The organism is Streptomyces sp. NPDC055189 (assembly GCF_053606765.1).
In genome coordinates, this window is record NZ_JBSGSG010000012.1 from 108,757 (window position 1) to 133,635 (window position 24,879).

Sequence of the window (24,879 nt, forward strand, 5' to 3'; positions counted from 1 at the left end):
CGACTGTTGGGCCTCCCCAAGGTCCCCAAAGGGCCGCGAGGAGCCCCATCCACACGTCTCCCCCACACATGGAAGGGCTGTTGCAGGCCTGTGACAGTCGGCGGACACCGTCATGAAGTGGGACGTGCAGAGTTTTGGTCACACGGAAAAGCCGGACACCACCGACGGGGGGCGCGAGATGAACTCACTGCACAGCACCAGCTCAAGCGCAGTAATCACGCGACTCCACGACGTGATCCGGACCGCCGAGAGGCACGAGAAGTCCGGTGCCGTGAGCGGGCGGGGGTGCGCTCGCGGCACCGGGCGTCAGCACACCGCGTACATGACGGTGGTTGACGCGTTCCGGGGGGAAACCCACGGGGACAACGGCGGAACCGATGGGGGGGCTCACGGGGGAGCCGCGTACAGGGAGGACACGGGGGAGCGCACGTCAGCGTCGGAGGCGGAGTTCACCGCCTACGTCCAGGAGCGTCGTGCCTCCCTGTACGCAACCGCCTATCACCTGACCGGTGACCGTTTCGAGGCCGAGGACCTGCTCCAGAGCGCCCTCTTCTCGACGTACCGGGCCTGGGACAGGATCAGCGACAAGGCCGCGGTCGGCGGGTACCTCCGCCGCACCATGACCAACCTGCACATCAGCGCCTGGCGGCGCCGCAAGCTCAACGAATACCCGACCGAGGAACTGCCGGAGACGGCGGGCGACACGGACGCGATGCGTGGCACCGAACTCCGCGCGGTTCTCTGGCAGGCCCTGGCCCGCCTCCCCGAACTGCAGCGGACGATGCTGGTCCTGCGCTACTACGAGGGCCGCACGGACCCCGAGATCGCGGACATCCTCGACATCAGCGTGGGCACGGTGAAGTCCAGCATCTGGCGCTCCCTGCGCCGGATGCGCGAGGACGACGTCCTCAGCTTCGGCCGTGACCAGGAAGAGTCCTTCGGCGAGTTGGTCGCCTAGGGATCACGGGGGCGCCGCTCCGGGGGGACGCGGCGTAGCAGGGGGGAACACGGGGGACAAACGGGGATCACGGGGGATCCACGGGGGAAAAGTGGCAGGACCGGAAGGCCGGGGGGTCTTTCCGGTCCTTCTGCTTTTGGCAGGTGACTTCGGTACGGGCGGCCGGGGGCGGTCGCCTAGAGGACGGCTCCCCGGGCCTTCACGCACCGTCCGGCCGCCGCGGCGGCGACCCGTCCCAGTGCCTCGTCCTTGCCGCACGGGTGAGCGCCGAGTGCGGTGTGCCGGGTGACGATGGCGCGTTCGGCGCGCATCAGCCGCCACCCGCGCCGCAGCAGGAACGGCACGGACTTGCGTCCTTCGCGCAGATCCCGAAGCAGCCGCCGCCGGAAAGTGGTGGAGGGCCGGCCGCGCAGACAGATCGCGTCGGCGAGCACACCGGCCTCACGGCACAGCTCCACGATGTCCGCGGCGAAGATCCCCTCGGCGATGAAGAGCGGTGTGCGCTCGATGTCCATCGCGGACTCGCCCCCGCGCGAGCTGGTGGCGATGTCGTAGACGGGGACGTTCGTACGACCCGTGCGGCACAGCTGCTCGATGGCGGCGAGGGCCGCGTCCGAGTCCCAGGACGCGGGGGAGTCCCAGTCGATGTCGCTGCTGCCGGGGACCTGCGGCAGTGTCGGGTCGTCGCCTTCCTTGTAGAAGTCGTCGAGGCACAGGACGGGCAGCCCGGAGCGGGCGGCGAAGGACGACTTGCCTGATCCGGAAGGGCCGGAGAGCAGCACGACCCGGGTGGGTATCGGGGGATGGGAACTCACGAGAGACCAGTGTGCTGCATTGCGCCGCCCGGGCGACCCGACGGGTAGGGCTTTGGTGCCCGCGTCACACCTCAACTACGCTGTGTGCGCATCTGATTACCCAAGAGGATACGGGCGGTACCCATGGCACGGCACGCAACAGCCTCCAAGCACCTCTCCCGCGCCCTGCTGCGTGCGGGTCTGACGGTCTCCGTCGCGGGCACGGCGCTCGGCATCGGCGGCGCGGCGACGGCGAGCGCCGCGCCGGTCCCCGTGCCGCAGGCGTCGGACAATCTGCCGGCGGCCGGTGCGGGGGTGTTCCGGGCGGTGGAGGAGGTCTCCGCCGGCGGGATCGGTCCGCTCAAGCAGCTGAAGCTCAACCCGCTCGCGGGCACCGGGTCCGACCCCCTGGACAACGCTCTGGGCACCCAGGTCGCGGACTTCAAGCCGGTCTCGACGGCACCCCTGACGGCCCCGCTGACCAAGGGTGCGGCCCTGGGTGACCTGCCGCTGGTGGGCGAGGCCACGGGGCTGCTGCCCGGCTAGGGGATCATGGCGCGGAGCCCCCTGCCGTACCGTCACCCCTTCCGCAGGGGGACTTCCCGCACCAGCCAGGCCACCGCGAAGGCCGCCGCGCCGAGCAGTGCGGCGCCGAGGACCACTCCGTGCATGCCGTCGGTGACCGCTGTGCGCACCGATTCCCGTACGTCCTGCGGCATCTTCCGCACCACCTCGGGGGTCCATGAAGTGCCGCCCTCCGGCATGCCGCCCGACGTCAGACGGCTCGAATAGACGGCGCCCATGACGGCGATGCCCAGTGAGCCGCCGATCGTGCGCAGGAGTGTGGTGGTGCCGGTGGCGGCGCCCATGTCGCGCGGTTCCGCGCTGTTGATGGTGATGAGCAGGGTGCTCTGGATCAGGAAGCCCATGCCCGTGCCGAGCACGAGCGTCAGGGCGGACGTCACCGCGGTCGGGGTGTCCGCGCCGACCGCGAGGAGCGCGAGGCCGCCGACGGCCGTCAGTGCGCCGCCGATGATGGGGTAGGCGCGGTAGCCGCCGCCCTTGGACGTGATGCGTCCGAGCAGGAGTTGCGCCCCGAACATGCCCGCCATCAGCGGGAGCAGCAGCATGCCGCTCGCGGTGGACGAGGCGCCGCGTACGAACTGCATGTACTGCGGAAGGTACGAGGACGCCGCGAGCATGGCCGCGCCGGTCAGGAACGTCAGGATCTGGGCGAGCGTGAAGTTGCGGTCGGCGAAGAGCCGGGGCGGGATGATCGGTTCGGCGGCCCGCCGCTCGACCCGCGCGAACCAGGTCAGGGATCCGGCGCCGAGCACGCCGAGTCCGAGGATCTGCGGCGACGACCAGCCGTACGTCGTGCCGCCCCAACTGCCGAGCAGCGTCAGGGCGAGGATGCCCGTGGAGAGGAGTGCGGCGCCCGCGAAGTCGATGCGGGCCTTGACCCGCTCGGTGTGCAGGCGAAGGCGCAGGCCGATGATGAGCAGGGCGAGGCCGCCGATGGGCACGTTGACGTAGAAGACCCAGCGCCAGTCGAGCTGGTCGGTGAGGAAACCGCCGAGCAGCGGGCCGCCGACCAGCGCCACGGGCATCATCGCGCCGATCATCGACTGCGAGCGGCCCGCCTGTGAGGGCGGCAGCATGACGCCGATGATGGAGATGGCGCCGACCATCAGGCCGCCCGCGCCCAGGCCCTGCACGGCGCGGAAGGCGATGAGCTGCCCCATGTCCTGCGCGATTCCGGAGAGGACCGAGCCCGCGAGGAACACCGCGATCGACCAGATGAAGCTGCCCTTGCGCCCGTAGAGATCGCCGAGCTTTCCCCAGATGGGCGTGGAGACCGACGCGGTGAGCAGGTAGGCCGTCACCACCCAGGAGAGGTGGTCGAGGCCGCCGAGGTCGCCGACGATGGTGGGCAGGGCGGTGCCCACGATGGTGCCGTCGAGCAGTCCGAGCATCAGGCCGAGCAGCAGTCCGAAGAGGACCAGCTTGGAGGGGCCGGACTCTTCGGGCGGTGGTGGTCCGCCGTCCGCGGGTACGGCGCCCGGGGTGCTCGTGTCTTCCGTGGTCAGGCTCATGGATCCCCCTGGTGTGAAGTGGCTTCGGGTCAGGCGGCGTACGGCGTGTGGGACTTGGCGTCCCGCAGGGCGTGCGCCCACCAGGCGAGTTGGTCGAGCAGCGCCTTGGCCGCCGTGTCGACCGCGGGGTCCTCGACGGTGCCGTCCTCGCCGAACTGGCCGAAGGCGTTGTGGAAGCTGACCGTGTTGCGGATGGTCATGGCGTTCAACTCCGCCATGACCAGGCGCAGTTGTTCCACCGCACGCAGGCCGCCGGAGAGGCCGCCGTAGGAGACGAAGCCGATCGGCTTCCCGTGCCACTGCGTGTTGTGCCAGTCGACGGCGTTCTTCAGGGACGCCGGGAAGCTGTGGTTGTACTCCGGCGTGACGAAGAGGAACGCGTCGGCTGCCGCCAGGCGCGGCGAGACCAGGGCGAGGGCTTCCTCGGTGCCGGGTGCGGGCGGTTGCCCGAAGGCGGGGAAGACGGTGGGCAGCGGGGTCTCGGCGAGGTCGACGACATCGGTGGTCATGTCGCCGCGCTGGTCGAGGTGTCCCGTGAGCCACCGGGTGACGACGGGTGCGAACCGGCCCTCGCGGGTGCTGGCGACGACGACGGCCACGCGGAGAGGCTCTGTGGTGGTGGACATGGGTACCCCTTGGGAGCAACGGAATGTGTACGGCGTATCGAGCTGCGTACAACGTACACGCGAGATGTGTACAGCGTCTACAGAGAGATACGTTGTACGCTCACGTTCCGACGTCGATCCGAGAGAGGTGCCCGGCTGTGGCTGGCCAGAAGAAGGACGGCAAGGACGGCAAGGACGGCAAGGCGGTGCCGGACAAGTCGCTGTGGGAGCGCCTGGAGCAGCCGGCCGCGCCCCGCGCATCGCTCTCCCTGGAGCGGATCGGCGCCGTGGCGGTGCAGGTCGCCGACGCGGAGGGCTTCGCCGCCGTCACCATGCGGCGGCTCGCGACCGAGCTCGGGGTCGCGCCCATGGCGGCGTACCGGCATGTCTCGGGAAAGGACGACCTGTGGGCGCTGATGGCCGAGCGGGTGGCGGCCGAGTACCGCATCCCGGACGAGGTGACCCAGTGGCGCGAGGTGCTGCGCGCCTACGCCCTGCTGACCCGGGAAATGATGCTGCGCCACCCGTGGGTGGGTGAGCTGCCCACGGCCCTGTTCGTGCTCACGCCGGGCCGGCTGACCATCGCGGAACGGCAGTTGGCGGCGCTCGACGGCCTCGGGCTCGACGAGGACACGATGATGATGGCCTTCCGCACGGTCAGCGCCTACGCGCACGGCGCTGCCTCGTCCGAGGTGGCCGTGCGGGAGTGGACGCAGGCCGAGGGCTGGTCGTCGGGGGCCGAGACCCGGATGGGCCTCGCGCCGCAGATGACGTACCTCATGGACACCGGCCGCTACCCCACCTACCGGCGCTATGGACTGCGGTCGCGCCGCAAGGACGACGCCACCTGGACGTTCGAGACGGGCCTCGAATGCGTCCTGGACGGGATCGCGGCGCGGCTCGGCATCTGAATCCGACGCGAGCCGAAAAGGGCGAAGCCCCGGCCCTCCTGGACGGAGGAGGGCCGGGGCTTCCCCCTTTTCTCGGCGCGGCGAGAGGTCTTGCGGCTCAGTACGAGGAGCCGGACGCGCCCAGCGAACCCGTGGGGTGCCAGACCGTCTTGGTCTCCAGGAAGGCCGTCAGGCGGTGCGTGCCCGGATCCGCCGACCAGTCCACAGGCTGTGGACGGACGACGCGCTTGAGGTTGTCCGCGGCGGCGACCTCCAGCTCCTTGGCCAGTACGTCGTCCTCGACGCCCGCGAGGTCGATCGCGTTCACGTCCTGGTGCGCGGCGAGCGACGGGGTGATCTCCGCCGTCCTGCCGGACAGGATGTTCACGACGCCGCCCGGCAGGTCGGAGGTGGCGAGCACCTCGCCGAGGGAGAGCGCCGGGAGCGGGGAGGACTCGCTCGCGATCACCACGGCCGTGTTGCCCGTCGCGATCACCGGGGCGATCACCGAGACCAGGCCGAGGAACGACGACTTCTGCGGGGCGACGACCGTCACCACGCCCGTCGGCTCGGGCGAGGAGAGGTTGAAGAAGGGGCCCGCGACGGGGTTCCCGCCGCCGACGATCTGGGCGACCTTGTCGGTCCAGCCCGCGTACCAGACCCAGCGGTCGATCGCCGCGTCCACGACCGCGGCGGCCTTGGACTTGGACAGGCCCTCGGCCTCGGCGACCTCGCGGACGAACTGGTCCTTGCGGCCCTCCAGCATCTCCGCGACGCGGTAGAGGATCTGTCCGCGCAGGTAGGCTGTCTTGCCCGCCCAGCCGCCCTGCGCCTTGCGCGCGGCGACGACCGCGTCACGCGCGTCCTTGCGGGACGACAGCGGGGCGTTGGCCAGCCACTTGTCCTTGGAGTCCGTCACCTCGTACACCCGGCCGCTCTCGCTGCGGGGGAACTTGCCCCCGACGTACAGCTTGTAGGTCTTGAAGACACTCAAACGGTCAGACATCGAGGTACGCCTCCAGGCCGTGGCGACCGCCCTCGCGGCCGTAACCCGATTCCTTGTAGCCGCCGAAGGGCGAGGTCGGGTCGAACTTGTTGAACGTGTTGGCCCAGATGACGCCCGCGCGCAGGCGATCGGCGACCGCGAGGATGCGGGAGCCCTTCTCCGTCCAGATGCCGGCGGAGAGGCCGTACTGGGTGTTGTTGGCCTTGGCGACGGCCTCTTCCGGCGTACGGAAGGTGAGCACCGAGAGCACCGGGCCGAAGATCTCGTCGCGGGCGACGGTGTGCGCCTGCGTGACGTTCGTGAAGAGCGTCGGCGCGAACCAGTAGCCGGACGAGGGCAGTTCGCACGGGGCGGACCAGCGCTCGGCGCCCTCCGCCTCGCCCGTCTTGGTCAGGGCGGTGATACGGGCGAGCTGCTCGGCGGAGTTGATCGCGCCGATGTCCGTGTTCTTGTCGAGCGGGTCGCCCAGACGCAGGGTGGTCAGGCGCCGCTTCAGTGCGTCGAGCACCTCGTCCTGGACCGACTCCTGTACGAGGAGACGCGAGCCCGCGCAGCAGACCTGGCCCTGGTTGAAGAAGATGCCGGTGACGATGCCCTCGACGGCCTGGTCGATGGGGGCGTCGTCGAAGACGATGTTCGCGCCCTTGCCGCCCAGTTCGAGCGTGACCTTCTTGTCCGTGCCCGCGACCTGGCGGGCGATGGCCTTGCCGACGGCGGTCGAGCCGGTGAAGGCGACCTTGTTCACGTCCGGGTGGGCGGTGAGGGCGGCGCCCGCGTCGCCGTACCCGGGAAGGATGTTGACGACGCCCTTGGGCAGGCCCGCCTGGCGGCAGATGTCCGCGAAGAACAGGGCGCTCAGGGGAGTGGTCTCGGCGGGCTTCAGGACGACCGTGTTGCCCGTCGCGAGGGCCGGGGCGATCTTCCAGGCCAGCATGAGGAGCGGGAAGTTCCAGGGGATGACCTGGCCGGCGACGCCCAGCGGCTGCGGGTTCGCGCCGTATCCCGCGTGGTCGAGCTTGTCGGCCCAGCCCGCGTAGTAGAAGAAGTGCGCGGCGACCAGGGGGAGGTCGGCGTCGCGCGTCTCCTTGATGGGCTTTCCGTTGTCGAGGGTCTCCAGGACGGCCAGTTCGCGGCTGCGCTCCTGGATGATCCGCGCGATCCGGAAGAGGTACTTGGCGCGCTCGGCGCCCGGCAGCGCCGACCACTTCTCGAAGGCCTTGCGCGCGGCCTTCACCGCGCGGTCGACGTCTTCGGAGGATGCCTGCGCGACTTCGGAGAGGACCTCTTCGGTGGACGGGGAGACCGTCTTGAACACCTTGCCGTCGGCGGCTTCGGTGAACTCGCCGTCGATGAACAGGCCGTAGCTCGGCGCGATGTCGACGACGGAGCGCGACTCGGGCGCCGGGGCGTACTCGAAAGGAGTGGAAGTCATGGGTCAGTCCACCGTCACGTAGTCGGGGCCGGAGTAGCGGCCCGTGGCCAGCTTCTGGCGCTGCATCAGCAGGTCGTTGAGGAGCGATGAGGCGCCGAAGCGGAACCAGTGGTTGTCCAGCCAGTCCGCGCCCGCGGTCTCGTTCACCAGGACGAGGAACTTGATCGCGTCCTTGGTGGTGCGGATGCCGCCCGCGGGCTTCACCCCGATCTGCACGCCGGTCTGCTCGCGGAAGTCGCGCACCGCTTCCAGCATCAGGAGGGTGTTCGCGGGGGTCGCGTTGACGCCGACCTTGCCGGTGGACGTCTTGATGAAGTCCGCGCCCGCGAGCATGCCGATCCAGGAGGCGCGGCGGATGTTGTCGTACGTGGACAGCTCGCCGGTCTCGAAGATGACCTTGAGCCGGGCCTCGCCGGAGGCTTCCTTCACGGCGCGGATCTGCTCGAACACCGTCATGTAGTCACCCGCGAGGAAGGCGCCGCGGTCGATGACCATGTCGATCTCGTCGGCGCCCGCCGCGACGGCCTCGCGGACGTCGCCGAGCTTCACGTCGATGGCGGCGCGGCCCGCGGGGAAGGCGGTCGCGACCGAGGCGACCTTGACGCCGCTGTCGCCGACGGTCTCCTTGGCGGTGGCCACCATGTCCGGATAGACGCAGACCGCGGCGGTCCTCGGGGTGCCGCGGTCGGTCGGATCGGGGTTCACGGCCTTCGCGCCGAGCGCCCGGACCTTGCCCGGGGTGTCGGCGCCCTCCAGCGTCGTCAGGTCGATCATCGAGATGGCGAGATCGATGGCGTACGCCTTCGCCGTCGTCTTGATCGAACGGGTGCCGAGGGCAGAGGCGCGCGCCTCAAGGCCGACCGTGTCGACGCCGGGCAGCCCGTGGAGGAAGCGGCGCAGCGTGCTGTCCGACGCTGTGGCGTCCGTCAGCGCGTGTGCGATGGGGGCGGATGCATGGGGCATGGTCACGAGGGGAGCATATCTACGCGCGTAGCGGCTGTACAGGGGGCGGGTCGCACGAGAGGTCGAGGGGGTACGGCAGGACCGGCGGCGGCCCGGCGCCCGACCTCAGGCAGAATCAGAGGTATGACCGACCCCCAGCCCCCTGTCGCGGAGCCCGAGTACAAGGACCGGACCTTCCGGTCGTCCGGCGGTATCGCCGGAGGCGTCCTGCTGCTCGCCCTCGGCGGCTGGCTCGGCATCGACGCGATGATCCGTGGCGAGGGCCGCACCCCGTGGCTCGCGCTCGCCGGACTGCTCCTGGCGGTGCCGCTCGTCGTCGCCTTCACCGTGCGCCCCGCCGTGTACGCCAACGACGACCGGCTCCGCATCCGCAACCCCTTCCGGACCATCACGCTGCCGTGGGCGTCCGTCTCGGGGCTGCGCTCCGGGTACTCGAACGAGGTCTTCACCCAGTCGGGCACCAAGTACCAGCTCTGGGCCATCCCGGTCTCCCTGCGCGGACGCAAGAAGGTCGCAAGGCGGAAGTCGCAGGGGGCGGCGGCCGGTGATCCGAGCGTCCTGGACCCGCGGCGCCCCCCTCGGTCGGAGTCCCTGCGCTCGGCCGGCGACCAGATCATGGACGACCTGCGCGAACTCTCCGAGCAGCGCGCCGGTGCGGAGTCCGCGCAGGGCGAGCCCGCCGTGCGCTGGGGCTACGAGGTCATCGCCCCGGCCGTCGCGGGAGCGGTACTGCTCGCGGTGCTGCTCGCCGTCGGCTAGGGCAGTGCGGGGAGCACGGGCAGCGCGGGGAGCGTCCGGCGGCTCACGGCGGCCCGTGCCAGGCCAGCAGCATGTGGCCGCCGAAGGCCGCTGACGTCAGCGCCGCCCCCAGCATCACCGTGACGGTGACGTGCGTGCGCGCCCGTGCCAGGGCTGCCGCGAGCGGCAGCAGCAGGGGGAACGCGGGGAGCAGGAAGCGGGCGCGCGGGAAGTAGACGCCCTTGCTGCCTAGGACGATCAGCAGCAACAGGCCCGTGAAGAGCAGCAGCGGCAGCGGCTGGCGGTCGGCCGCCGACAGGACGAACAGCGCCACCGAGCCCAGCAGGGTCGCCGTCACCATCATCAGGAACAGTTGCGGACGCTCGACCGACAGCAGGTCGAAGACGGTCCGCAGGGTGCCCGCCCCGCCGTCCCACTCGTTGCGCCACAGCTTCTGCACGGCGAAGTAGCCGTCCCAGCGGCCAAGCCGGAACCCGACCCAGACGACGTACGAGAGCCAGCCGAGCGGGGCGAGCAGGGCACCCGCGAGGACGCGTACCGCGAAACGGCGACCCCTTCCCCGGCGCCACAGCGTGAGCAGCGCCGTCAGGGAGACCGCAGCCGCGAGCGCGACCCCCGTGGGGCGTGTCAGGCCCGCGAGCGCGGCCAGCGTGCCCGCCCAGATCCAGCGCCCGGTGAGCGAGGCGTACAGCGCCCACGCGGTGAGCGCCGTGAAGAGCGACTCCGTATAGCCCATCCACTGCACGAGGGCGACGGGCAGTGAGCCCCAGAGCGCCGCGAGCAGGACGCCGGCCCGGCGTCCGTACAGATGGTCGCCCACCACGAAGATCCCCCACGCCGCGAGGAACGAGCAGGCGACGGAGACCGTGAGCCCCACCGCCCCGCGCGGCTCCGGCACGATCACGCTGCCCGCCCTGATGAGCAGGGGATGCAGGGGGAAGAACGCGAGGTTGTTCGCGTCGATCTGCGTGCCCAGGGTGTGCGCGTAACCCTGGTCGGCGATCTTCAGGTACCAGTCGCAGTCCCACGACTCCGCGAGGAGGTGCCAGACGTCCCGGTGCTCCCTGCGGGCCCAGAGCGCGAAGACCACGGCACCGAAGAGACGTACGGCGGCGTACGCGAGGAGCGCGGGCGAGGCGTGGCGCAGAGGGGAGCGCCGCTTCGGGGTGGGGCGGCGGGACGGGGAAACGATCCGGGGCGCGGCGGCGGGGGCCGCTGCGGCCGAGGTCTCTGGGGTCGGTCCGTACGGCACTGCGGCAGCTCCCGGAACGTGATCGTGCGCTGCCGGTCACCCTTCCCGGGGGACCGGCAGCGCACCGGATCACTGCGGCAGCCGCGCCGTCACAACCACTCGAAGGGGTGGCCCTGCCGGGCCACCCGCCTCAGGAGACCGCTAGATGCCCGCGGCCGCGGACAGGTCGCGCTTGATCGCCGCGAGGAGGTCCGCCGCCCTGGCGCGGGCGGCGGGCAGGTCGGCCTTGGCCGCCACCGGGACCACGACCTCCAGGTAGCACTTGAGCTTCGGCTCCGTGCCGCTCGGGCGGACGATGACGCGGGCCCCGTCGAGCGTGTAGCGCAGGCCGTCCGTGGGCGGCAGCTTGTCCGTGCCCCGCGTCAGGTCCTCGGCCTTCGTCACGGGCAGGTCCGCGAGCGCCGTGGGCGGCTGCTCGCGCAGGCGGCGCATCGCGTCGGCGATCAGGGAGAGGTCCTCCACGCGGACGGACAGCTGGTCGGTGGCGTGCAGCCCGTGCTCCACGGCGAGGTCGTCCAGGAGGTCGAGGAGCGTGCGGCCCCCCGCGGCGGAGCCGCTATCGGACTCAGCCTTGAGCTCGGACGCGAGCTCCGTGAGGAGCAGCGCCGCCGTGATGCCGTCCTTGTCGCGTACGCCTTCGGGGTCCACGCAGTAGCCGAGGGCTTCTTCGTATCCGTAGCGCAGGTCGTCGACGCGGGCGATCCACTTGAAGCCGGTGAGGGTCTCCTCGTACGCGAGGCCCGCCTTCTCGGCGATGCGGCCCAGGAGGGAGGAGGACACGATCGACTCGGCGAACGTGCCGCGGGCGCCCCTGCGCACGAGGTGCGCCGCGAGGAGCGCGCCGACCTCGTCGCCCCGGAGCATGCGCCAGTCGGCGCCGTCCTTGACCGCGGCGGCACAGCGGTCCGCGTCCGGGTCGTTGGCGATGATCAGGTCCGGGTCCGTCTCGCGGGCCTTCGCGAAGGCCAGGTCCATCGCGCCCGGCTCCTCCGGGTTGGGGAACGCGACCGTCGGGAAGTCCGGGTCGGGCTCCGCCTGCTCGGCGACGAGGGCGGGCACGGGGAAGCCGGCCCGGTCGAACGCCGCGAGCAGGGTGTCCTTGCCGACGCCGTGCATCGCCGTGTAGACCGTGCGGGCCGTCCGGGGGGAGCCGGGGGCCAGGACGGCGTCCGTGCGGGCCAGGTAGGCGTCCAGGACGTCGTCCGCGAGGGTCTCCCAGCCGGACTCCGGGCGGGGCACGTCGTTCAGCGAGGCGACCGCGTCGATCTGCGCGGCGATCTCCGCGTCCGCGGGCGGCACGATCTGCGAGCCGTCGCCCAGGTAGACCTTGTAGCCGTTGTCGCGCGGGGGGTTGTGGCTCGCCGTCACCTCTACGCCGGCGACGGCCCCGAGGTGCCTTATGGCGAAGGCGAGTACGGGGGTGGGGAGCGGGCGGGGGAGAACGGCGGCCCGCAGGCCCGCGCCGGTCATCACGGCCGCGGTGTCGCGCGCGAAGTCCGTGGACTTGTGGCGGGCGTCGTAGCCGATGACGACGAGACCGCCGGTCTGGCCCTGCGCCTTGAGGTACGCGGCGAGGCCCGCGGCGGCTCGGATGACCACGGAGCGGTTCATGCGCATGGGGCCCGCGCCGAGCTCGCCGCGCAGGCCCGCGGTGCCGAACTGGAGGGTGCCGCTGAAGCGGGCGGCCAGCTCTTCGGTGTCCCCGGTGTCGATGAGCTTGGCGAGTTCCTCGCGGGTCTCGGGATCCGGGTCCTCGGCCAGCCACGCCTGGGCCAGCGCGATGAGTTCAGAGTCGTCCGGCACGTGTCTTCAGCCTCTCGTATGCGGTTCCTTGGCAGGGGCCTGGCGGGTGTTTCTGTCCCGCCGCTTCGCGGCGGATGTCTCCTACCCACTCGCCTGATTACCCCGCGTCGGGGTGGGACTGCCTGTGCCGCCGCTTCGCGACGGATATCTCCCGCCCACCCACCCGATTACCCCGTGACGGTGAGGGGTTCTTGTCCCGCCGCTTCGCGGCGGGTGTTCCCCGCCCACCCACCCGATTACCCCGCGTCGACAAGGGCTTGTGCGCTCGGCCGGTGATGCGGGGTAAACGGGCGGGTGGGCGGGAAAGCCTGTGCGGCAATGGGCACCGCAGGGCGCCAAGGCAAAGAGCGCGGCGGCCCCGCCAGGCAGGCCCCCGTCAGCTAAGGCGCCCCGCCAGGCAAGGCGCCCCGCCGGGCAAGGCGCCCCGCCGGGCAAGGCGCCCCGCCGGGCAAGGCGCCCCGCCGGGCAAGGCGCCCCGCCAGGCAAGGCGCCCCCGCCCGGAAAAATCAGATCCGGCCCAGCACCCGGCCGAGCAGCTCCCCCATACGGGTAGCGCTGTCGCGGCCCGCCTGGAGGACCTCTTCGTGGTTCAGGGGCTCGCCCGTCATGCCCGCGGCGAGGTTCGTGACGAGGGAGATGCCGAGCACCTCCGCGCCCGCCTCGCGCGCGGCGATCGCTTCGAGGACCGTCGACATGCCTACCAGGTCCGCACCGATGGTGCGGGCCATGCGGACCTCGGCCGGAGTCTCGTAGTGCGGGCCGGGGAACTGCGCGTAGACGCCCTCTTCGAGGGAGGGGTCGACCTCCTTGCAGAGGGCGCGCAGGCGCGGGGAGTACAGGTCGGTGAGGTCGACGAAGTTCGCGCCGACGATCGGCGACGTGGCCGTCAGGTTGAGGTGATCGCTGATCAGGACCGGCTGGCCGGGGCGCATGCCCTCGCGCAGGCCGCCGCAGCCGTTCGTCAGCACGATCGTCTTGCAGCCGGCGGCCACCGCGGTGCGCACGCCGTGCGAGACGGCGGCCACGCCACGGCCCTCGTAGTAGTGGGTGCGGCCCAGGAAGACCAGGGCGCGCTTGTCACCGACCTTGAAGGAGCGGATGCGGCCGCCGTGGCCCTCCACCGCCGGCGGCGGGAAGCCGGGCAGCTCGGTGACGGGGAACTCGGCGTCGGGCACGCCGAGTGCGTCCACCGCCGGCGCCCAGCCGGAGCCCATCACAAGGGCTACGTCGTGGGTCTCGGCGCCCGTCAGCTCACGCAGGCGCGCGGCGGCGGCGTCGGCGGCGGCGTAGGGGTCGCCCTGGATGTCGTCCGGAATAACTGAAGCGTTCACGCGGATGAGAGTAGCCGCTCGCGCCCTACGCGCGTAGATGACGATGCTCACGGGATTCGGATCGTTGTCTTGTCGTTTCCGACGAGAGCCCCGGAGCGAGGGGGCAGGTGCGCCTAGCAGGGGCGCTTGCGGAGCTCCATCACATAGTCGTGAGGTGCGCCCGCGGTCTCCGCCGCGTCGGCCAGCTCCCCGAGATAGCGCGCGGACGGCAGGCCGCCCTCGTATCCGTTGAGGACGTACACCCAGGCCGGTTCCTCGCCGTCGAGCGTGTGCACGCGCACCCGCATCCGGCGGTAGATGTCGAGCCCCACGCCCTCCCACCGGTCCATGGAGTCCTCGTCCATGGGGGCGACGTCGTACAGGGTCACGAAGACCTGCGAACGAGGCGCCTCGACGATCGTGGCGAGGGCGCCCTCCCACCCCATGTGCTCCCCGCCGAACGTCAGCCGCCAGCCGTTCAGCCAGCCGGTCTGGCGCAGCGGCGAGTGCGGGGCGCGGCGGGACATGAGCCGCGGATCCAGATTGCCGGCGTACGCGGCGTAGAGCGACATGTGGTCGAGGGTACGGCAGGTGACGCGTGCGTCCCTCCGGCAACGGAAGTGCCCTTCTTGTAGGAAGAACGGCCCGGATCGGCCCGGATGGCGCCCCCGGGGGCGAAGCACCTTGAAGCGTGCGGGACAATGGAGTACGTGACTCGGATCGTGATCATTGGCGGCGGACCCGGCGGATACGAGGCGGCACTCGTTGCCGCCCAGCTCGGCGCGGAGGTGACCGTCGTCGATTGCGACGGTCTTGGCGGGGCGTCGGTGCTCACCGACTGCGTCCCGTCGAAGACTCTGATCGCCACGGCCGAGGTGATGACCAGCTTCGACTCCTCGTACGAGGAGCTCGGCATCATCGTCGCGGACGACACCCCGCACATCGACACTCCCGCGCGCGTGGTCGGCGTCGACCTCGGCAAGGTCAACCGGCGTGTGAAGCGCCTCGCGCTCGCGCAGTCCCACGACATCACCGCGTCCGTCACGCGTGCGGGCGCGCGCGTGCTGCGCGGCCGTGGCCGCCTGGAGGGCCAGCAGGACACCGACGGTTCGCGCAAGGTCGTCGTGCGCGCGGCCGACGGGACCGAGGAGACCCTGGTCGCCGACGCCGTCCTGATCGCCACCGGCGGTCACCCGCGCGAGGTCCCCGACGCGCTGCCCGACGGCGAGCGGATCCTGAACTGGACCCAGGTGTACGACCTGGACGAGCTCCCCGAAGAACTCATCGTGGTCGGATCCGGTGTCACCGGTGCCGAATTCGCCGGTGCCTATCAGGCGCTCGGGTCCAACGTCACGCTCGTATCCAGTCGTGATCGCGTGCTGCCCGGCGAGGACCCGGACGCCGCCGCCGTCCTCGAAGACGTCTTCCGGCGTCGCGGCATGAACGTCATGTCGCGCTCGCGCGCCGCCTCCGCCAAGCGGGTGGGCGACCGCGTCGAGGTGACGCTCGACGACGGCCGTGTCATCTCCGGTACGCACTGTCTGATGGCCGTGGGCGCCATCCCGAACAGCAGCGGCATGGGTCTGGAGGAGGCCGGGGTCAGGCTCAAGGACTCCGGGCACATCTGGACCGACAAGGTCTCGCGCACGTCCGCCCCCGGTGTGTACGCCGCCGGTGACGTCACCGGGATCTTCGCCCTCGCCTCCGTCGCCGCCATGCAGGGGCGCATCGCGATGTACCACTTCCTGGGCGATGCGGTGCAGCCGCTGAACCTGAAGACGGTGTCGTCGAACGTCTTCACCGACCCCGAGATCGCGACCGTCGGCTACAGCCAGTCCGACGTCGACAGCGGCAAGATCGACGCCCGCGTCGTCAAACTGCCGCTCCTGCGCAACCCGCGCGCGAAGATGCAGGGCATCCGCGACGGCTTCGTCAAGATCTTCTGCCGTCCCGGTACGGGCATCGTGGTGGGCGGTGTGGTCGTCGCGCCGCGCGCTTCGGAACTGATCCACCCCATCTCGATCGCGGTCGACAACAATCTGACCGTCGAGCAGATCGCGAACGCGTTCACCGTGTATCCATCCCTTTCGGGCTCGATCGCCGAGGTCGCACGTCAACTTCACACGCGTAAGTCGGCGGGCGAAGCCTGATCGCGAACTGATCGTCGGTTGAACGCCGAATGATCGGGGTTCCGGCGGGGTAGTAACTCCGCGCAGGTCACGGGCTGTTGTCGCCCATTCGCCCGGCATAGTCGGGGTGAGTAGGCGCCTATACCACTTCCCACCCAGCTGTGCGAACAACTTCTGTAATTCGGCGCAAACTGCTGAAAGCAGACGGTCGTTGGGGTTACTGTCAGTTTCGTGTTCGCTGCAGAACGTCGCCAATTGATCCTCGAAATGGTGCGGGCCAACGGAGCTGTATCGCTCCGGGAGCTCGCCCGCGTCGTCCAGACCTCCGAAGTGACCGTACGGCGGGACGTGCGCGCGCTGGAGGCAGAAGGACTCCTCGACCGCCGACATGGCGGTGCGGTATTGCCGGGCGGATTCACGCGGGAGTCCGGCTTTCCGCAGAAATCACATCTCGCGACCGCCGAGAAGACGGCTATCGCCGATCTCGCGGCGGGACTCGTCGAAGAAGGCGAAGCCATCGTCGTCGGGGCGGGTACGACCACGCAGGAGCTGGCCCGACGGCTCGCGCGGGTGCCCGGTCTGACCGTCGTCACCAACTCCCTCTTGGTGGCACAGGCCCTGGCTCATGCCAACCGCGTCGAGGTCGTCATGACCGGCGGCACCCTGCGCGGTTCCAACTACGCACTCGTGGGCAGCGGGGCCGAACAGTCCCTGCAGGGTCTGCGGGTCTCGCGCGCCTTCCTGTCGGGCAGTGGTCTGACCGCCGAGCGCGGCCTCTCCACGTCCAACATGCTCTCCGCGAGCGTGGACCGTGCGCTCGTCCAGGCGGCCGCCGAGGTCGTGGTCCTCGCGGACCACACCAAGCTCGGTACCGACACGATGTTCCAGACGGTGCCGACGGACGTCATCACCCGCCTGGTCACGGACGAACCGCCCACGCACGACGACCGTGCGGCCACCGAGCTGCAGGCCCTGGCTGACCAGGGTGTGCAGATCGCGGTCGCGGGCGGGAGCGCGAACTCCAACTCCGGACCAGGGGTGGATTCCGTCCCGGCGCGGCAGCCGCGCCGGGACGTGCCACTGCCGGGTCAGCGCCGTAACCACGGCGGTCACGGGGCGGGACCCGGTGCGCAGTTGCGCAGTGCGGTGCTCGGGGAGCAGCAGCCCGGGGAGCGCGCCGCGCGGGTGGCGGATCTACGCCGCCGCTGAACCGGATCCTGAACCGGGTCCGGAAGTGGATTCCGAAGTGGATCTACGCCGCCGCTGAACCGGCCGCCCGGCTCGTGCCGGGCTCGTCGGGTGCCGATCCTTCCGGCTTCAGGCCGCGCAGGGTCAGCATCAGGAGGCGGTCCGCCAACTCCGGCTCGTCGGGGGTCTCTTCGGCGGCCAGCGCGATCGCGTTGGTCAGCTGCATGAGGTCGCCGATCGAGACGCCGTGGCGCACGGCGCCTGCCTGCTGTGCCCGCACGAGCAGGGCCGTGCCCGCCTCGCGCATCGGCCTGCTGCACCGGGAGAGTGCCGAACTGTCGTCGTGCGACGCCGACATGAGGGCGCGGGAGAGCCCGCGGTACTCACCCGCATGAGTGATGATGGCGCGCAGCCACGTCACCAGGGCCGAGCAGGGCTGCGGATCTTCGAGGAGCGCGCGGGAGCGGTCCAGGAGATCACTCACCGCCTCTTCGAAGACGGCGCTCATCAGGGCGTGGCGGTTGGGGAAGTGGCGGTAGAGGGTGCCGATGCCTACGTTCGCGTGGCGGGCGATGTCCTCAAGGGAGGCGTCCGTGCCGTGTTCCGCGAAGGCGGTGCGGGCCTCTGCGAGGAGCCGGTCGTAGTTGCGGCGCGCGTCCGCTCTTTTCGAGCGGGGGCGCTTTTGCGGGCTCTCTGCCATGCGGGCCTCCCTGGACGTGCCTCAAGTCTGCCCGAAGCTTGCGAACCGTCGATCACCGGCTCCGCCGAGTTCGTCCTCAAACTCCCCCAAGCTCTTAAAGAGCAGGGGGACCCCCATGACGGGCTGAGACCTTACTGGCCGGGCTGGATGCTCCAGCCCGGCCAGTAACGAGTGCTGCTCTGCGGTCAGTCCTTGATCTCGCAGATGACCGCGCCGGAGGTCAGGCTCGCGCCCATCTCCGCCGTGAGGCCCTTGATGGTGCCCGAGCGGTGGGCGTTGAGGGGTTGTTCCATCTTCATGGCCTCCAGGACGACGACCAGGTCGCCCTCCTTGACCTCCTGGCCCTCCTCGACCGCGACCTTGACGATCGTGCCCTGCATGGGCGAGGCCAGGGTGTCGCCGGAGGCCGCGGGGCCGGACTTCTTCGCCGCGCGCCGCTTGGGGCGGGCGCCGCCCGCGGCGGCCGTGCGGGCGATGGTCATGCCGAGCGAGGAGGGCAGCGAGACCTCAAGGCGCTTGCCGCCGACCTCGACGACCACCGTCTCGCGGCCCGGCTCCTCGTCCGTCTCGGCGTCGGCCGGAGCGGCGAACGCCGGGATCTCGTTGACGAACTCGGTCTCGATCCACCGGGTGTGGACCGTGAACGGGTCGGCGGAGCCGGTCAGTTCGGGGGCGAAGGCCGGGTCCCTGACGACCGCGCGGTGGAAGGGGATGGCGGTGGCCATGCCCTCCACGGTGAACTCCTCCAGGGCGCGGGCGGCCCGCTGCAGGGCCTGCTGACGCGTCGCGCCGGTGACGATCAGCTTGGCCAGGAGCGAGTCCCAGGCCGGGCCGATCACCGAGCCGGACTCGACGCCCGCGTCCAGGCGCACGCCGGGACCCGAGGGCGGGTCGAAGAGGGTCACCGTGCCGGGCGCGGGCAGGAAGCCGCGGCCGGGGTCCTCGCCGTTGATGCGGAACTCGAAGGAGTGGCCCCGCATCTGGGGGTCTCCGTAACCGAGCTCCTCGCCGTCGGCGATGCGGAACATCTCGCGGACCAGGTCCAGGCCGGTGACCTCTTCGGTGACCGGGTGCTCCACCTGCAGACGGGTGTTGACCTCCAGGAAGGAGATCGTGCCGTCGGTGCCGACCAGGAACTCCACGGTGCCGGCGCCCACATAGCCGGCCTCCTTGAGGATCGCCTTGGACGCCGCGTACAGCTCGGCGTTCTGCGCCTCGCTCAGGAACGGCGCGGGGGCCTCCTCCACCAGCTTCTGGTGGCGGCGCTGCAGCGAACAGTCACGGGTGGACACCACGACCACGTTGCCGTGCTGGTCGGCCAGGCACTGCGTCTCCACATGCCGCGGCTTGTCCAGGTAGCGCTCCACGAAGCACTCGCCGCGACCGAAGGCCGCGACGGCCTCGCGCACGGCGGAGTCGTAGAGCTCGGGGACCTCTTCGAGGGTCCTCGCGACCTTCAGACCGCGTCCGCCGCCACCGAAGGCGGCCTTGATCGCGATCGGCAGGCCGTGCTCCTCGGCGAAGGCCACGACCTCGTCGGAGCCGCTGACGGGGTCCGGCGTACCGGCCACCAGCGGGGCACCCGCGCGCTGCGCGATGTGCCGGGCGGCGACCTTGTCGCCCAGGTCACGGATGGCCTGCGGCGGCGGGCCGATCCAGATCAGATCGGCGTCCAGTACGGCCTGGGCGAAGTCGGCGTTCTCCGAAAGGAAGCCGTATCCGGGGTGGATCGCATCCGCCCCCGCGTCCTTGGCCGCGGCCAGCACCTTGGAAATGTCCAGGTAGCTGGTGGCCGGAGTGTCACCGCCCAGGGCGAACGCCTCATCTGCCGCGCGTACATGCAGCGCATCCCGGTCAGGATCTGCGTAGACGGCTACGCTCGCGATCCCTGCATCCCGGCATGCCCGAGCAACGCGGACAGCGATTTCGCCACGGTTGGCGATGAGCACCTTGCGCACGATGGCTCCCTCCTTGAAACAAGCCGAGTTTAGGGACTGCCGACACGACCTTTCGACCCGTCCCCAATGGTGAGCTTGCCCACACGGAGCGTGATCCGGGGCCTGCCCGTCCGCGAAATCCCTTGTCGCACCACGGTACGCAGGGTCCCTTGTGGGCAGACTAACGCGCCGATGTGGTCAAGGTCTCTGTGAGAGCGCGCTGCGGCACAGGGGCATTCTTTGTGGAGTCCCTACGAATGGCCCAATGATTCTTTGCTTGCCGCAGAGCCCTTGTCCCTCGGTTTACCCGTTAGTAGCGTTCGCGATGTCTGGCACGTACTAGCGGTAACAGCGGAAGAGGGTGGGCGCCGTGGCGCGTAGACCGGTGGCCTGGGTGGGCGCGATCGTGCTCTTGGCGGAGGCGGTGGGCATCGCGTTGCTCAACTGGTTCCTGGGGCTCGTCGTGAACAAGCAGGACATGTCGCTCGCCGGGCTCGACCCGCACGCGATGTCCGTGTCGACGTGGATCGCGGGCGGCGTCTTCGGCCTCTACCTCGCGCTGTGCGGCGTCGTCATGGCGCTCTCGGCGATCCGCGACCGCGCGCCGGGCCGCCTCGGCCGGCTGCTCCTGATCAGCGCCGCCGTGGTGCACGGCCTGCTCGGGGCGTTCTCGGTCGGCCTGGTGGGCTGGCCCGCCTTCGCCTTCATGATGGTCGTGCTCGGCCTGATCGTCCTGACGCTGGTGGCGTACGACAAGAGGCCCGCCGAGGTCTCCGACGAGCCGCAGGCCGGCGGCGCGCCGGAGAACGGCGCCCCGCAGCCCGCCTGAGACCTCGCCTGAGACCTCCTCTGAGCGGTCCTGACTACTTGGCCCACAACTCCGTGATGCCGACGCCGAGTTCGCCGAGCAGGCGGCGGAGCAGCGGCAGCGAGAGGCCGATGACGTTGCCGTGGTCGCCCTCGATCGAGTCGATGAAGGGGGCCGAGAGGCCGTCGAGCGTGAACGCGCCCGCCACGTGCAGGGGTTCACCGCTCGCCACGTACGCGGCGACCTCCGCGTCCGAGGGGTCGCCGAAACGGACGACGGTCGAGGCGAGCGCCGACACATGGCGTCCGGCCACGGTGTCGTACACGCAGTGGCCGGTCTGCAGGATGCCCGCGCGGCCGCGCATGGACTTCCAGCGGGCGGTGGCCTCCTCGGCGTCGGTGGGCTTGCCCAGCGCCTGTCCGTCCAGTTCGAGGACCGAGTCGCAGCCGACGACCAGGGCGCCCTTGGCGTCCGGGCGCGCGGAGACGACCGACGCCTTGGCCTCGGCCAGGGCGACGGCGAGTTCGGCGGGGGTGGGTGCGGAGATCGCGTCCTCGTCGACCCCGCTGACGATGACCTCGGGGGCGAGACCGGCCTGCCGGAGCAGACCGAGCCGGGCGGGGGACTTGGAGGCGAGGACGAGACGGCGGGGCTGATCACTCATGCGGTCAGCGTAGCGAGCTTCGGCCGGTGCCTCAGCCGGTGAGTCTCAGTGCATGGTGAGCCTCAGTGCATGCCGAGGACGAACATCGCCACGACCATCGCCAGGGCGAGGACGAGGCCGGCGCGGCGCATCTTCGCCTGCATGTCCCGCATGTCCTTGGGCGGGTTGTTCTCCGGGTCGGACCACAGCATGAGACCGATACTGCGCGCGGCGACGGCGGGGCGCCTGAGTACGCGTACTCAGGCGCCCCGGACCGTGACACTCATTCCGGGTCTCCCCGGTCCGCCTAGCCGGGCCAGTAGGTGCGGCCCCACGCCGTCGGGCCCGGCGCGGGCAGGCGGTCGCGGGCCACGCGGGCGGGGTCCGCCCAGGCGTCGAGCACCGCGGGCGCGCCGGACGGCTGGTTCGCCACCGCCGCAGCGCGCGCCTGGACCACCGCGAGGGCGGCGGCCAGCTCCTCCGGGGTGGGGTTGCCCCGTACGACCTTGATCATGAACGGACTCCTCGTTCTCCTCGCTGCGGCGCGGACTGCCCGCAGCGCGGTCTGCGCGGTCTGGGCGCGGTCTAGAGGGGGATGTTGCCGTGCTTCTTCGGGGGAAGGGATTCCCGCTTCGTACGCAGCTGACGCAGGCCCCGCACCAGATGGGCGCGGGTCTCCGACGGCATGATCACGGCGTCGATGTAACCGCGCTCGGCGGCCGTGTACGGGTTGAGGAGGCGGTCCTCGTACTCCTGGATCAGGCGGGCCCTGGTCGCCTCGACGTCGCCGGTGGCCTCGGCCGCCGCGATCGTCTTGCGGTGCAGGATGTTCACCGCGCCCTGCGCGCCCATCACCGCGATCTGCGCGGTCGGCCAGGCCAGGTTGAGGTCGGCGCCCAGGTGCTTGGAGCCCATGACGTCGTACGCGCCGCCGAACGCCTTGCGGGTGATGACGGTGATCAGCGGGACCGTCGCCTCCGCGTAGGCGTAGATCAGCTTGGCGCCGCGGCGGATGATGCCGGTGTGCTCCTGCTCGACGCCCGGCAGGAAGCCGGGCACGTCCACGAAGGTGATGACCGGGACGTTGAACGCGTCGCAGGTGCGGACGAAGCGGGCGCCCTTCTCGGAGGCGTCGATGTTCAGGCAACCGGCGAACTGCGTCGGCTGGTTGGCGACGATGCCCACCGGGCGGCCCTCGATGCGGCCGAAGCCGGTGACGATGTTCGGCGCGAACAGCGGCTGCGTCTCGAAGAACTCGGCGTCGTCCAGGACGTGCTCGATCACCGAGTGCATGTCGTACGGCTGGTTGGCGCTGTCCGGGATGAGGGTGTCGAGTTCGCGGTCCTCGTCCGTCAGCTCCAGGTCCGCCTCCTCGGGGAAGGCGGGCGGCTCGCTGAGGTTGTTCGAAGGCAGGTAGGAGAGGAGGGACTTGACGTACTCGATCGCGTCCTTCTCGTCGCCCGCCATGTGGTGCGCGACACCGGAGGTGCTGTTGTGGGTGCGGGCACCTCCCAGCTCCTCGAAGCCGACGTCCTCGCCGGTGACCGTCTTGATGACGTCGGGCCCTGTGATGAACATGTGCGACGTCTGGTCGACCATGACGGTGAAGTCGGTGATCGCGGGGGAGTAGACGGCGCCGCCCGCGCACGGACCGACGACGAGCGAGATCTGCGGGATCACGCCGGACGCGTGCGTGTTCCGGCGGAAGATCTCCCCGTACATCCCGAGGGCCATGACGCCCTCCTGGATGCGGGCGCCGCCGGAGTCGTTGATGCCGATGACCGGGCAGCCGGTCTTCAGGGCGAAGTCCATGACCTTGACGATCTTCTGGCCGAAGACCTCGCCCAGGGCGCCGCCGAAGACGGTGAAGTCCTGCGAGAACACGGCCACGGGGCGGCCGTCGACGGTGCCGTAACCGGTCACGACGCCGTCGCCGTAGGGGCGGTTGGACTCCAGGCCGAAGTCGGTCGAGCGGTGCTGGGCGAACTCGTCGAACTCGATGAAGGAGTGCTCGTCCAGGAGCAGATCGATGCGCTCACGCGCCGTCAGCTTGCCCTTGGCGTGCTGCTTCTCGACCGCGCGGGCCGAACCGGCGTGCTTGGCCTCCTCGATGCGGCGCTGCAGATCAGCGAGCTTGCCCGCAGTCGTATGGATGTCGATGCCGGCGTCACCTGAGTCGGGGGTGGCGGGGGTATCGCTTGCGGCGCTTGGCACGGGCACGTTGGGCTCTTCCGGCTCGGACATAGGGATGCGGCTCCCTGCCTGCTCAAAGGGGCGACTGGCGGCTTGCGGCTGTTTGCTGCGGTGTTCGTGGCTGCGGTTTCGCAGTACTGCGGATGCGATTCGGCAGCACTGTGGCTGCTGGTGATCGCTTGCTACTGACTCGTAGGGTATCGGCGGCGATACGGATAGGCAGTGCGGCGTTTACCACACCTAAGGTGGCTTGCATGACGCCGCGAGATGCTTCAGACGACCCTGCCGACCTCCCCGGGGGCAACCGCTGGTCCGACCTCGACCGGCCGCCCCTGAACGCCGCGTCTTTGCGGCGCGCACTGGTGCGGGGAGGTCTGTGGACCTCTCTGGACGTGGTGCCCGCGACGGGGTCGACCAACACTGATCTGGTTGCCCGCGCCGACGAGCTGCCCGAGGGCGCGGTCCTCGTCGCCGAGGAACAGAGCTCGGGCCGCGGCCGCCTGGACCGCCGCTGGTCCGCGCCCCCGCGCTCCGGGCTCTTCTTTTCCGTGCTCCTGAAGCCGGGGGCCGCGGTGCCGGTCGAGCGGTGGGGGTGGCTGCCGCTGCTCACCGGGGTCGCCGTCGCCACGGGGATTTCGCGGGCGGCGGGGGTGGACACGGCGCTGAAGTGGCCGAACGACCTCCTCGTGACGGTGGGGGGCGAGGAGCGCAAGGCGGGCGGGATCCTGGCCGAGCGGGCCGGTCCCGCGGATCCCGCGGACGGCGGGGGCGTGGTGGTCGGCATCGGGATCAACGTGACCCTGCGCGAGGAGGAGCTGCCGGTACCGGGCGCGGGGTCGCTCGCGCTGGCCGGAGCGGCGACCACGGACCGGGACACCGTGCTGCGGGCCGTGCTGCGTTCTCTGGAGCAGTGGTACGGGGAGTGGCGCACCGCCGAGGGTGATCCGGTGGCTTCCCGCCTCCAGGAGACGTACGCGGCGGGCTGCGCGACGCTCGGCCGCAAGGTCCGCGCGGAGCTGCCGGGTGATCGGTCGATCATCGGGGAGGCGGTGGCGGTGGACGGCGACGGACGTCTGGTGCTGGCTACGGGGGACGGGGTGCAGGAGCCTGTGGGGGCGGGGGATGTTGTGCATTTGCGGGGGATTTAGGGGTTTTAGGGGGAGGGCTGGGGGGCGGGCGCTTGCTGGGTGCGGGCCCGGTGCCGGGTGCCGGGTGGGTGCGGTGCGCTGCTTGCCGTGCTCCGGGCGGAAATAACCGGACACCCCCTCACGTCTCGATGCCGGCTGCGGGTGTGTCGGGGCGCTTCCTCCCGTGGTCGGCGTGCTCCGTGGTGCCTGCCCGCCCGTTTGTTCGGTGAGGTGGTGTTGCGGGGGAACGGGTGGGTGGCTGGGAAAGCTTGTTCGTTCAGGTGAG

At 70.7% G+C, this 24,879-nt stretch carries 24 protein-coding genes; 8 read left to right on the top strand and 16 right to left on the bottom strand.

The features are described from left to right. The first annotated feature begins 178 nt into the window (after positions 1 to 178). Complete coding sequence (locus ACWFR3_RS12015; RefSeq protein WP_453734513.1) at positions 179 to 958, top strand: SigE family RNA polymerase sigma factor; 780 nt, start codon at positions 179 to 181, stop codon at positions 956 to 958. 176 nt (positions 959 to 1,134) lie between these two features. Here the strand turns inward: ACWFR3_RS12015 and ACWFR3_RS12020 are convergent, their stop codons facing one another. After that, positions 1,135 to 1,773 carry an ATP-binding protein gene (locus ACWFR3_RS12020; RefSeq protein WP_453734451.1) on the bottom strand — a complete coding sequence of 213 codons (639 nt, stop codon included), beginning with the start codon at positions 1,771 to 1,773 and terminating at the stop codon, positions 1,135 to 1,137. 123 nt (positions 1,774 to 1,896) lie between these two features. Between ACWFR3_RS12020 and ACWFR3_RS12025 the strand changes: the two genes are divergently transcribed. Next, positions 1,897 to 2,298, top strand: coding sequence for a hypothetical protein (locus ACWFR3_RS12025; protein WP_453734452.1), 402 nt, complete (start codon positions 1,897 to 1,899; stop codon positions 2,296 to 2,298). Positions 2,299 to 2,330: 32 nt separating this feature from the next. Here ACWFR3_RS12025 and ACWFR3_RS12030 read toward each other — a convergent pair whose 3' ends face one another. Beyond that, on the bottom strand, positions 2,331 to 3,848 hold the full coding sequence (locus ACWFR3_RS12030; protein WP_453734453.1) for an MDR family MFS transporter: 1,518 nt from the start codon (positions 3,846 to 3,848) through the stop codon (positions 2,331 to 2,333). Positions 3,849 to 3,877: 29 nt separating this feature from the next. Then, entirely contained in the window at positions 3,878 to 4,474 is a 597-nt protein-coding gene (locus ACWFR3_RS12035) for an NADPH-dependent FMN reductase (RefSeq protein WP_453734454.1), read from the bottom strand. A gap of 137 nt (positions 4,475 to 4,611) precedes the next feature. Here ACWFR3_RS12035 and ACWFR3_RS12040 point away from each other — a divergent pair, with 137 nt between their 5' ends. Further along, the gene (locus ACWFR3_RS12040) at positions 4,612 to 5,364 is read left to right on the top strand and encodes a TetR/AcrR family transcriptional regulator (protein ID WP_453734455.1); all 753 of its coding nucleotides are present in this window, start codon (positions 4,612 to 4,614) and stop codon (positions 5,362 to 5,364) included. Positions 5,365 to 5,461: 97 nt separating this feature from the next. Here the strand turns inward: ACWFR3_RS12040 and ACWFR3_RS12045 are convergent, their stop codons facing one another. The 3 genes from ACWFR3_RS12045 to deoC are packed head-to-tail and all read right to left on the bottom strand — an operon-like array spanning position 5,462 to position 8,744. Then, positions 5,462 to 6,349 (bottom strand): aldehyde dehydrogenase family protein, encoded by an 888-nt coding sequence (locus ACWFR3_RS12045; RefSeq protein ID WP_453734456.1) that lies wholly within the window; start codon positions 6,347 to 6,349, stop codon positions 5,462 to 5,464. Next, complete coding sequence (locus ACWFR3_RS12050; RefSeq protein ID WP_453734457.1) at positions 6,342 to 7,781, bottom strand: aldehyde dehydrogenase family protein; 1,440 nt, start codon at positions 7,779 to 7,781, stop codon at positions 6,342 to 6,344. The genes ACWFR3_RS12045 and ACWFR3_RS12050 overlap by 8 nt, the downstream gene beginning before the upstream one ends. Before the next feature lie 3 nt (positions 7,782 to 7,784). Beyond that, complete coding sequence (gene deoC, locus ACWFR3_RS12055) at positions 7,785 to 8,744, bottom strand: deoxyribose-phosphate aldolase (protein WP_453734514.1); 960 nt, start codon at positions 8,742 to 8,744, stop codon at positions 7,785 to 7,787. 123 nt (positions 8,745 to 8,867) lie between these two features. On the opposite strand from deoC, the gene ACWFR3_RS12060 reads away from it, so the two are divergent. Next, the gene (locus ACWFR3_RS12060) at positions 8,868 to 9,503 is read left to right on the top strand and encodes a PH domain-containing protein (protein WP_453734458.1); all 636 of its coding nucleotides are present in this window, start codon (positions 8,868 to 8,870) and stop codon (positions 9,501 to 9,503) included. Between the two features lie 43 nt (positions 9,504 to 9,546). Here ACWFR3_RS12060 and ACWFR3_RS12065 read toward each other — a convergent pair whose 3' ends face one another. The 4 genes from ACWFR3_RS12065 to ACWFR3_RS12080 form a co-directional block, all read right to left on the bottom strand. Continuing rightward, entirely contained in the window at positions 9,547 to 10,755 is a 1,209-nt protein-coding gene (locus ACWFR3_RS12065; protein ID WP_453734459.1) for a hypothetical protein, read from the bottom strand. Positions 10,756 to 10,896: 141 nt separating this feature from the next. Next, on the bottom strand, positions 10,897 to 12,558 hold the full coding sequence (locus ACWFR3_RS12070; protein ID WP_453734460.1) for a phospho-sugar mutase: 1,662 nt from the start codon (positions 12,556 to 12,558) through the stop codon (positions 10,897 to 10,899). Between the two features lie 506 nt (positions 12,559 to 13,064). Continuing rightward, positions 13,065 to 13,889, bottom strand: a complete 825-nt coding sequence (locus ACWFR3_RS12075; RefSeq protein ID WP_453734461.1) for a purine-nucleoside phosphorylase — start codon at positions 13,887 to 13,889, stop codon at positions 13,065 to 13,067. Between the two features lie 113 nt (positions 13,890 to 14,002). Beyond that, positions 14,003 to 14,440: a gamma-glutamylcyclotransferase gene (locus ACWFR3_RS12080; RefSeq protein WP_249588135.1), complete on the bottom strand. Its 438-nt coding sequence runs from the start codon at positions 14,438 to 14,440 to the stop codon at positions 14,003 to 14,005. A 129-nt stretch (positions 14,441 to 14,569) separates the two neighbouring features. Here ACWFR3_RS12080 and ACWFR3_RS12085 point away from each other — a divergent pair, with 129 nt between their 5' ends. Together ACWFR3_RS12085 and ACWFR3_RS12090 are read left to right on the top strand one after the other, a co-directional pair. After that, entirely contained in the window at positions 14,570 to 16,018 is a 1,449-nt protein-coding gene (locus ACWFR3_RS12085) for an NAD(P)H-quinone dehydrogenase (protein WP_453734462.1), read from the top strand. A 210-nt stretch (positions 16,019 to 16,228) separates the two neighbouring features. After that, a complete protein-coding gene (locus ACWFR3_RS12090; protein ID WP_453734463.1) occupies positions 16,229 to 17,206 on the top strand; it encodes a DeoR/GlpR family DNA-binding transcription regulator in 978 nt (325 codons plus the stop codon). Between the two features lie 43 nt (positions 17,207 to 17,249). Here ACWFR3_RS12090 and ACWFR3_RS12095 read toward each other — a convergent pair whose 3' ends face one another. Beyond that, positions 17,250 to 17,885 carry a TetR/AcrR family transcriptional regulator gene (locus ACWFR3_RS12095; RefSeq protein ID WP_453734464.1) on the bottom strand — a complete coding sequence of 212 codons (636 nt, stop codon included), beginning with the start codon at positions 17,883 to 17,885 and terminating at the stop codon, positions 17,250 to 17,252. A gap of 185 nt (positions 17,886 to 18,070) precedes the next feature. Next, on the bottom strand, positions 18,071 to 19,843 hold the full coding sequence (locus ACWFR3_RS12100) for an acetyl/propionyl/methylcrotonyl-CoA carboxylase subunit alpha (RefSeq protein ID WP_453734465.1): 1,773 nt from the start codon (positions 19,841 to 19,843) through the stop codon (positions 18,071 to 18,073). Between the two features lie 349 nt (positions 19,844 to 20,192). Here ACWFR3_RS12100 and ACWFR3_RS12105 point away from each other — a divergent pair, with 349 nt between their 5' ends. Next, entirely contained in the window at positions 20,193 to 20,651 is a 459-nt protein-coding gene (locus tag ACWFR3_RS12105; protein ID WP_453734466.1) for a hypothetical protein, read from the top strand. A 34-nt stretch (positions 20,652 to 20,685) separates the two neighbouring features. On the opposite strand, the gene ACWFR3_RS12110 is transcribed toward ACWFR3_RS12105, so the two are convergent. The 4 genes from ACWFR3_RS12110 to ACWFR3_RS12125 all read right to left on the bottom strand — a co-directional run bounded on the left by ACWFR3_RS12110 (position 20,686) and on the right by ACWFR3_RS12125 (position 23,517). Then, the gene (locus ACWFR3_RS12110) at positions 20,686 to 21,294 is read right to left on the bottom strand and encodes a nucleoside triphosphate pyrophosphatase (RefSeq protein WP_453734467.1); all 609 of its coding nucleotides are present in this window, start codon (positions 21,292 to 21,294) and stop codon (positions 20,686 to 20,688) included. Between the two features lie 62 nt (positions 21,295 to 21,356). Beyond that, the gene (gene mmpB / locus ACWFR3_RS12115; RefSeq protein WP_360777023.1) at positions 21,357 to 21,485 is read right to left on the bottom strand and encodes a morphogenic membrane protein MmpB; all 129 of its coding nucleotides are present in this window, start codon (positions 21,483 to 21,485) and stop codon (positions 21,357 to 21,359) included. A 95-nt stretch (positions 21,486 to 21,580) separates the two neighbouring features. Continuing rightward, positions 21,581 to 21,787: an acyl-CoA carboxylase subunit epsilon gene (locus tag ACWFR3_RS12120; protein WP_351170687.1), complete on the bottom strand. Its 207-nt coding sequence runs from the start codon at positions 21,785 to 21,787 to the stop codon at positions 21,581 to 21,583. Between the two features lie 71 nt (positions 21,788 to 21,858). After that, positions 21,859 to 23,517, bottom strand: a complete 1,659-nt coding sequence (locus tag ACWFR3_RS12125; RefSeq protein ID WP_453734468.1) for an acyl-CoA carboxylase subunit beta — start codon at positions 23,515 to 23,517, stop codon at positions 21,859 to 21,861. A 203-nt stretch (positions 23,518 to 23,720) separates the two neighbouring features. On the opposite strand from ACWFR3_RS12125, the gene ACWFR3_RS12130 reads away from it, so the two are divergent. Beyond that, on the top strand, positions 23,721 to 24,614 hold the full coding sequence (locus ACWFR3_RS12130; RefSeq protein WP_453734469.1) for a biotin--[acetyl-CoA-carboxylase] ligase: 894 nt from the start codon (positions 23,721 to 23,723) through the stop codon (positions 24,612 to 24,614). Positions 24,615 to 24,879 lie beyond the last annotated feature (265 nt).

Coding starts and splice junctions, on each gene's coding strand:
- ACWFR3_RS12110 (WP_453734467.1), bottom strand. CDS start 21,294: ATGAGTGATCAGCCCCGCCGTCTCGTCCTCGCCTCCAAGTCCCCCGCC.
- ACWFR3_RS12130 (WP_453734469.1), top strand. CDS start 23,721: ATGACGCCGCGAGATGCTTCAGACGACCCTGCCGACCTCCCCGGGGGC.
- ACWFR3_RS12125 (WP_453734468.1), bottom strand. CDS start 23,517: ATGTCCGAGCCGGAAGAGCCCAACGTGCCCGTGCCAAGCGCCGCAAGC.
- ACWFR3_RS12095 (WP_453734464.1), bottom strand. CDS start 17,885: ATGGCAGAGAGCCCGCAAAAGCGCCCCCGCTCGAAAAGAGCGGACGCG.
- ACWFR3_RS12050 (WP_453734457.1), bottom strand. CDS start 7,781: ATGACTTCCACTCCTTTCGAGTACGCCCCGGCGCCCGAGTCGCGCTCC.
- ACWFR3_RS12085 (WP_453734462.1), top strand. CDS start 14,570: ATGGAGTACGTGACTCGGATCGTGATCATTGGCGGCGGACCCGGCGGA.
- deoC (WP_453734514.1), bottom strand. CDS start 8,744: ATGCCCCATGCATCCGCCCCCATCGCACACGCGCTGACGGACGCCACA.
- ACWFR3_RS12035 (WP_453734454.1), bottom strand. CDS start 4,474: ATGTCCACCACCACAGAGCCTCTCCGCGTGGCCGTCGTCGTCGCCAGC.
- ACWFR3_RS12025 (WP_453734452.1), top strand. CDS start 1,897: ATGGCACGGCACGCAACAGCCTCCAAGCACCTCTCCCGCGCCCTGCTG.
- ACWFR3_RS12120 (WP_351170687.1), bottom strand. CDS start 21,787: ATGATCAAGGTCGTACGGGGCAACCCCACCCCGGAGGAGCTGGCCGCC.
- mmpB (WP_360777023.1), bottom strand. CDS start 21,485: ATGCTGTGGTCCGACCCGGAGAACAACCCGCCCAAGGACATGCGGGAC.
- ACWFR3_RS12080 (WP_249588135.1), bottom strand. CDS start 14,440: ATGTCGCTCTACGCCGCGTACGCCGGCAATCTGGATCCGCGGCTCATG.
- ACWFR3_RS12045 (WP_453734456.1), bottom strand. CDS start 6,349: ATGTCTGACCGTTTGAGTGTCTTCAAGACCTACAAGCTGTACGTCGGG.
- ACWFR3_RS12060 (WP_453734458.1), top strand. CDS start 8,868: ATGACCGACCCCCAGCCCCCTGTCGCGGAGCCCGAGTACAAGGACCGG.
- ACWFR3_RS12015 (WP_453734513.1), top strand. CDS start 179: ATGAACTCACTGCACAGCACCAGCTCAAGCGCAGTAATCACGCGACTC.
- ACWFR3_RS12030 (WP_453734453.1), bottom strand. CDS start 3,848: ATGAGCCTGACCACGGAAGACACGAGCACCCCGGGCGCCGTACCCGCG.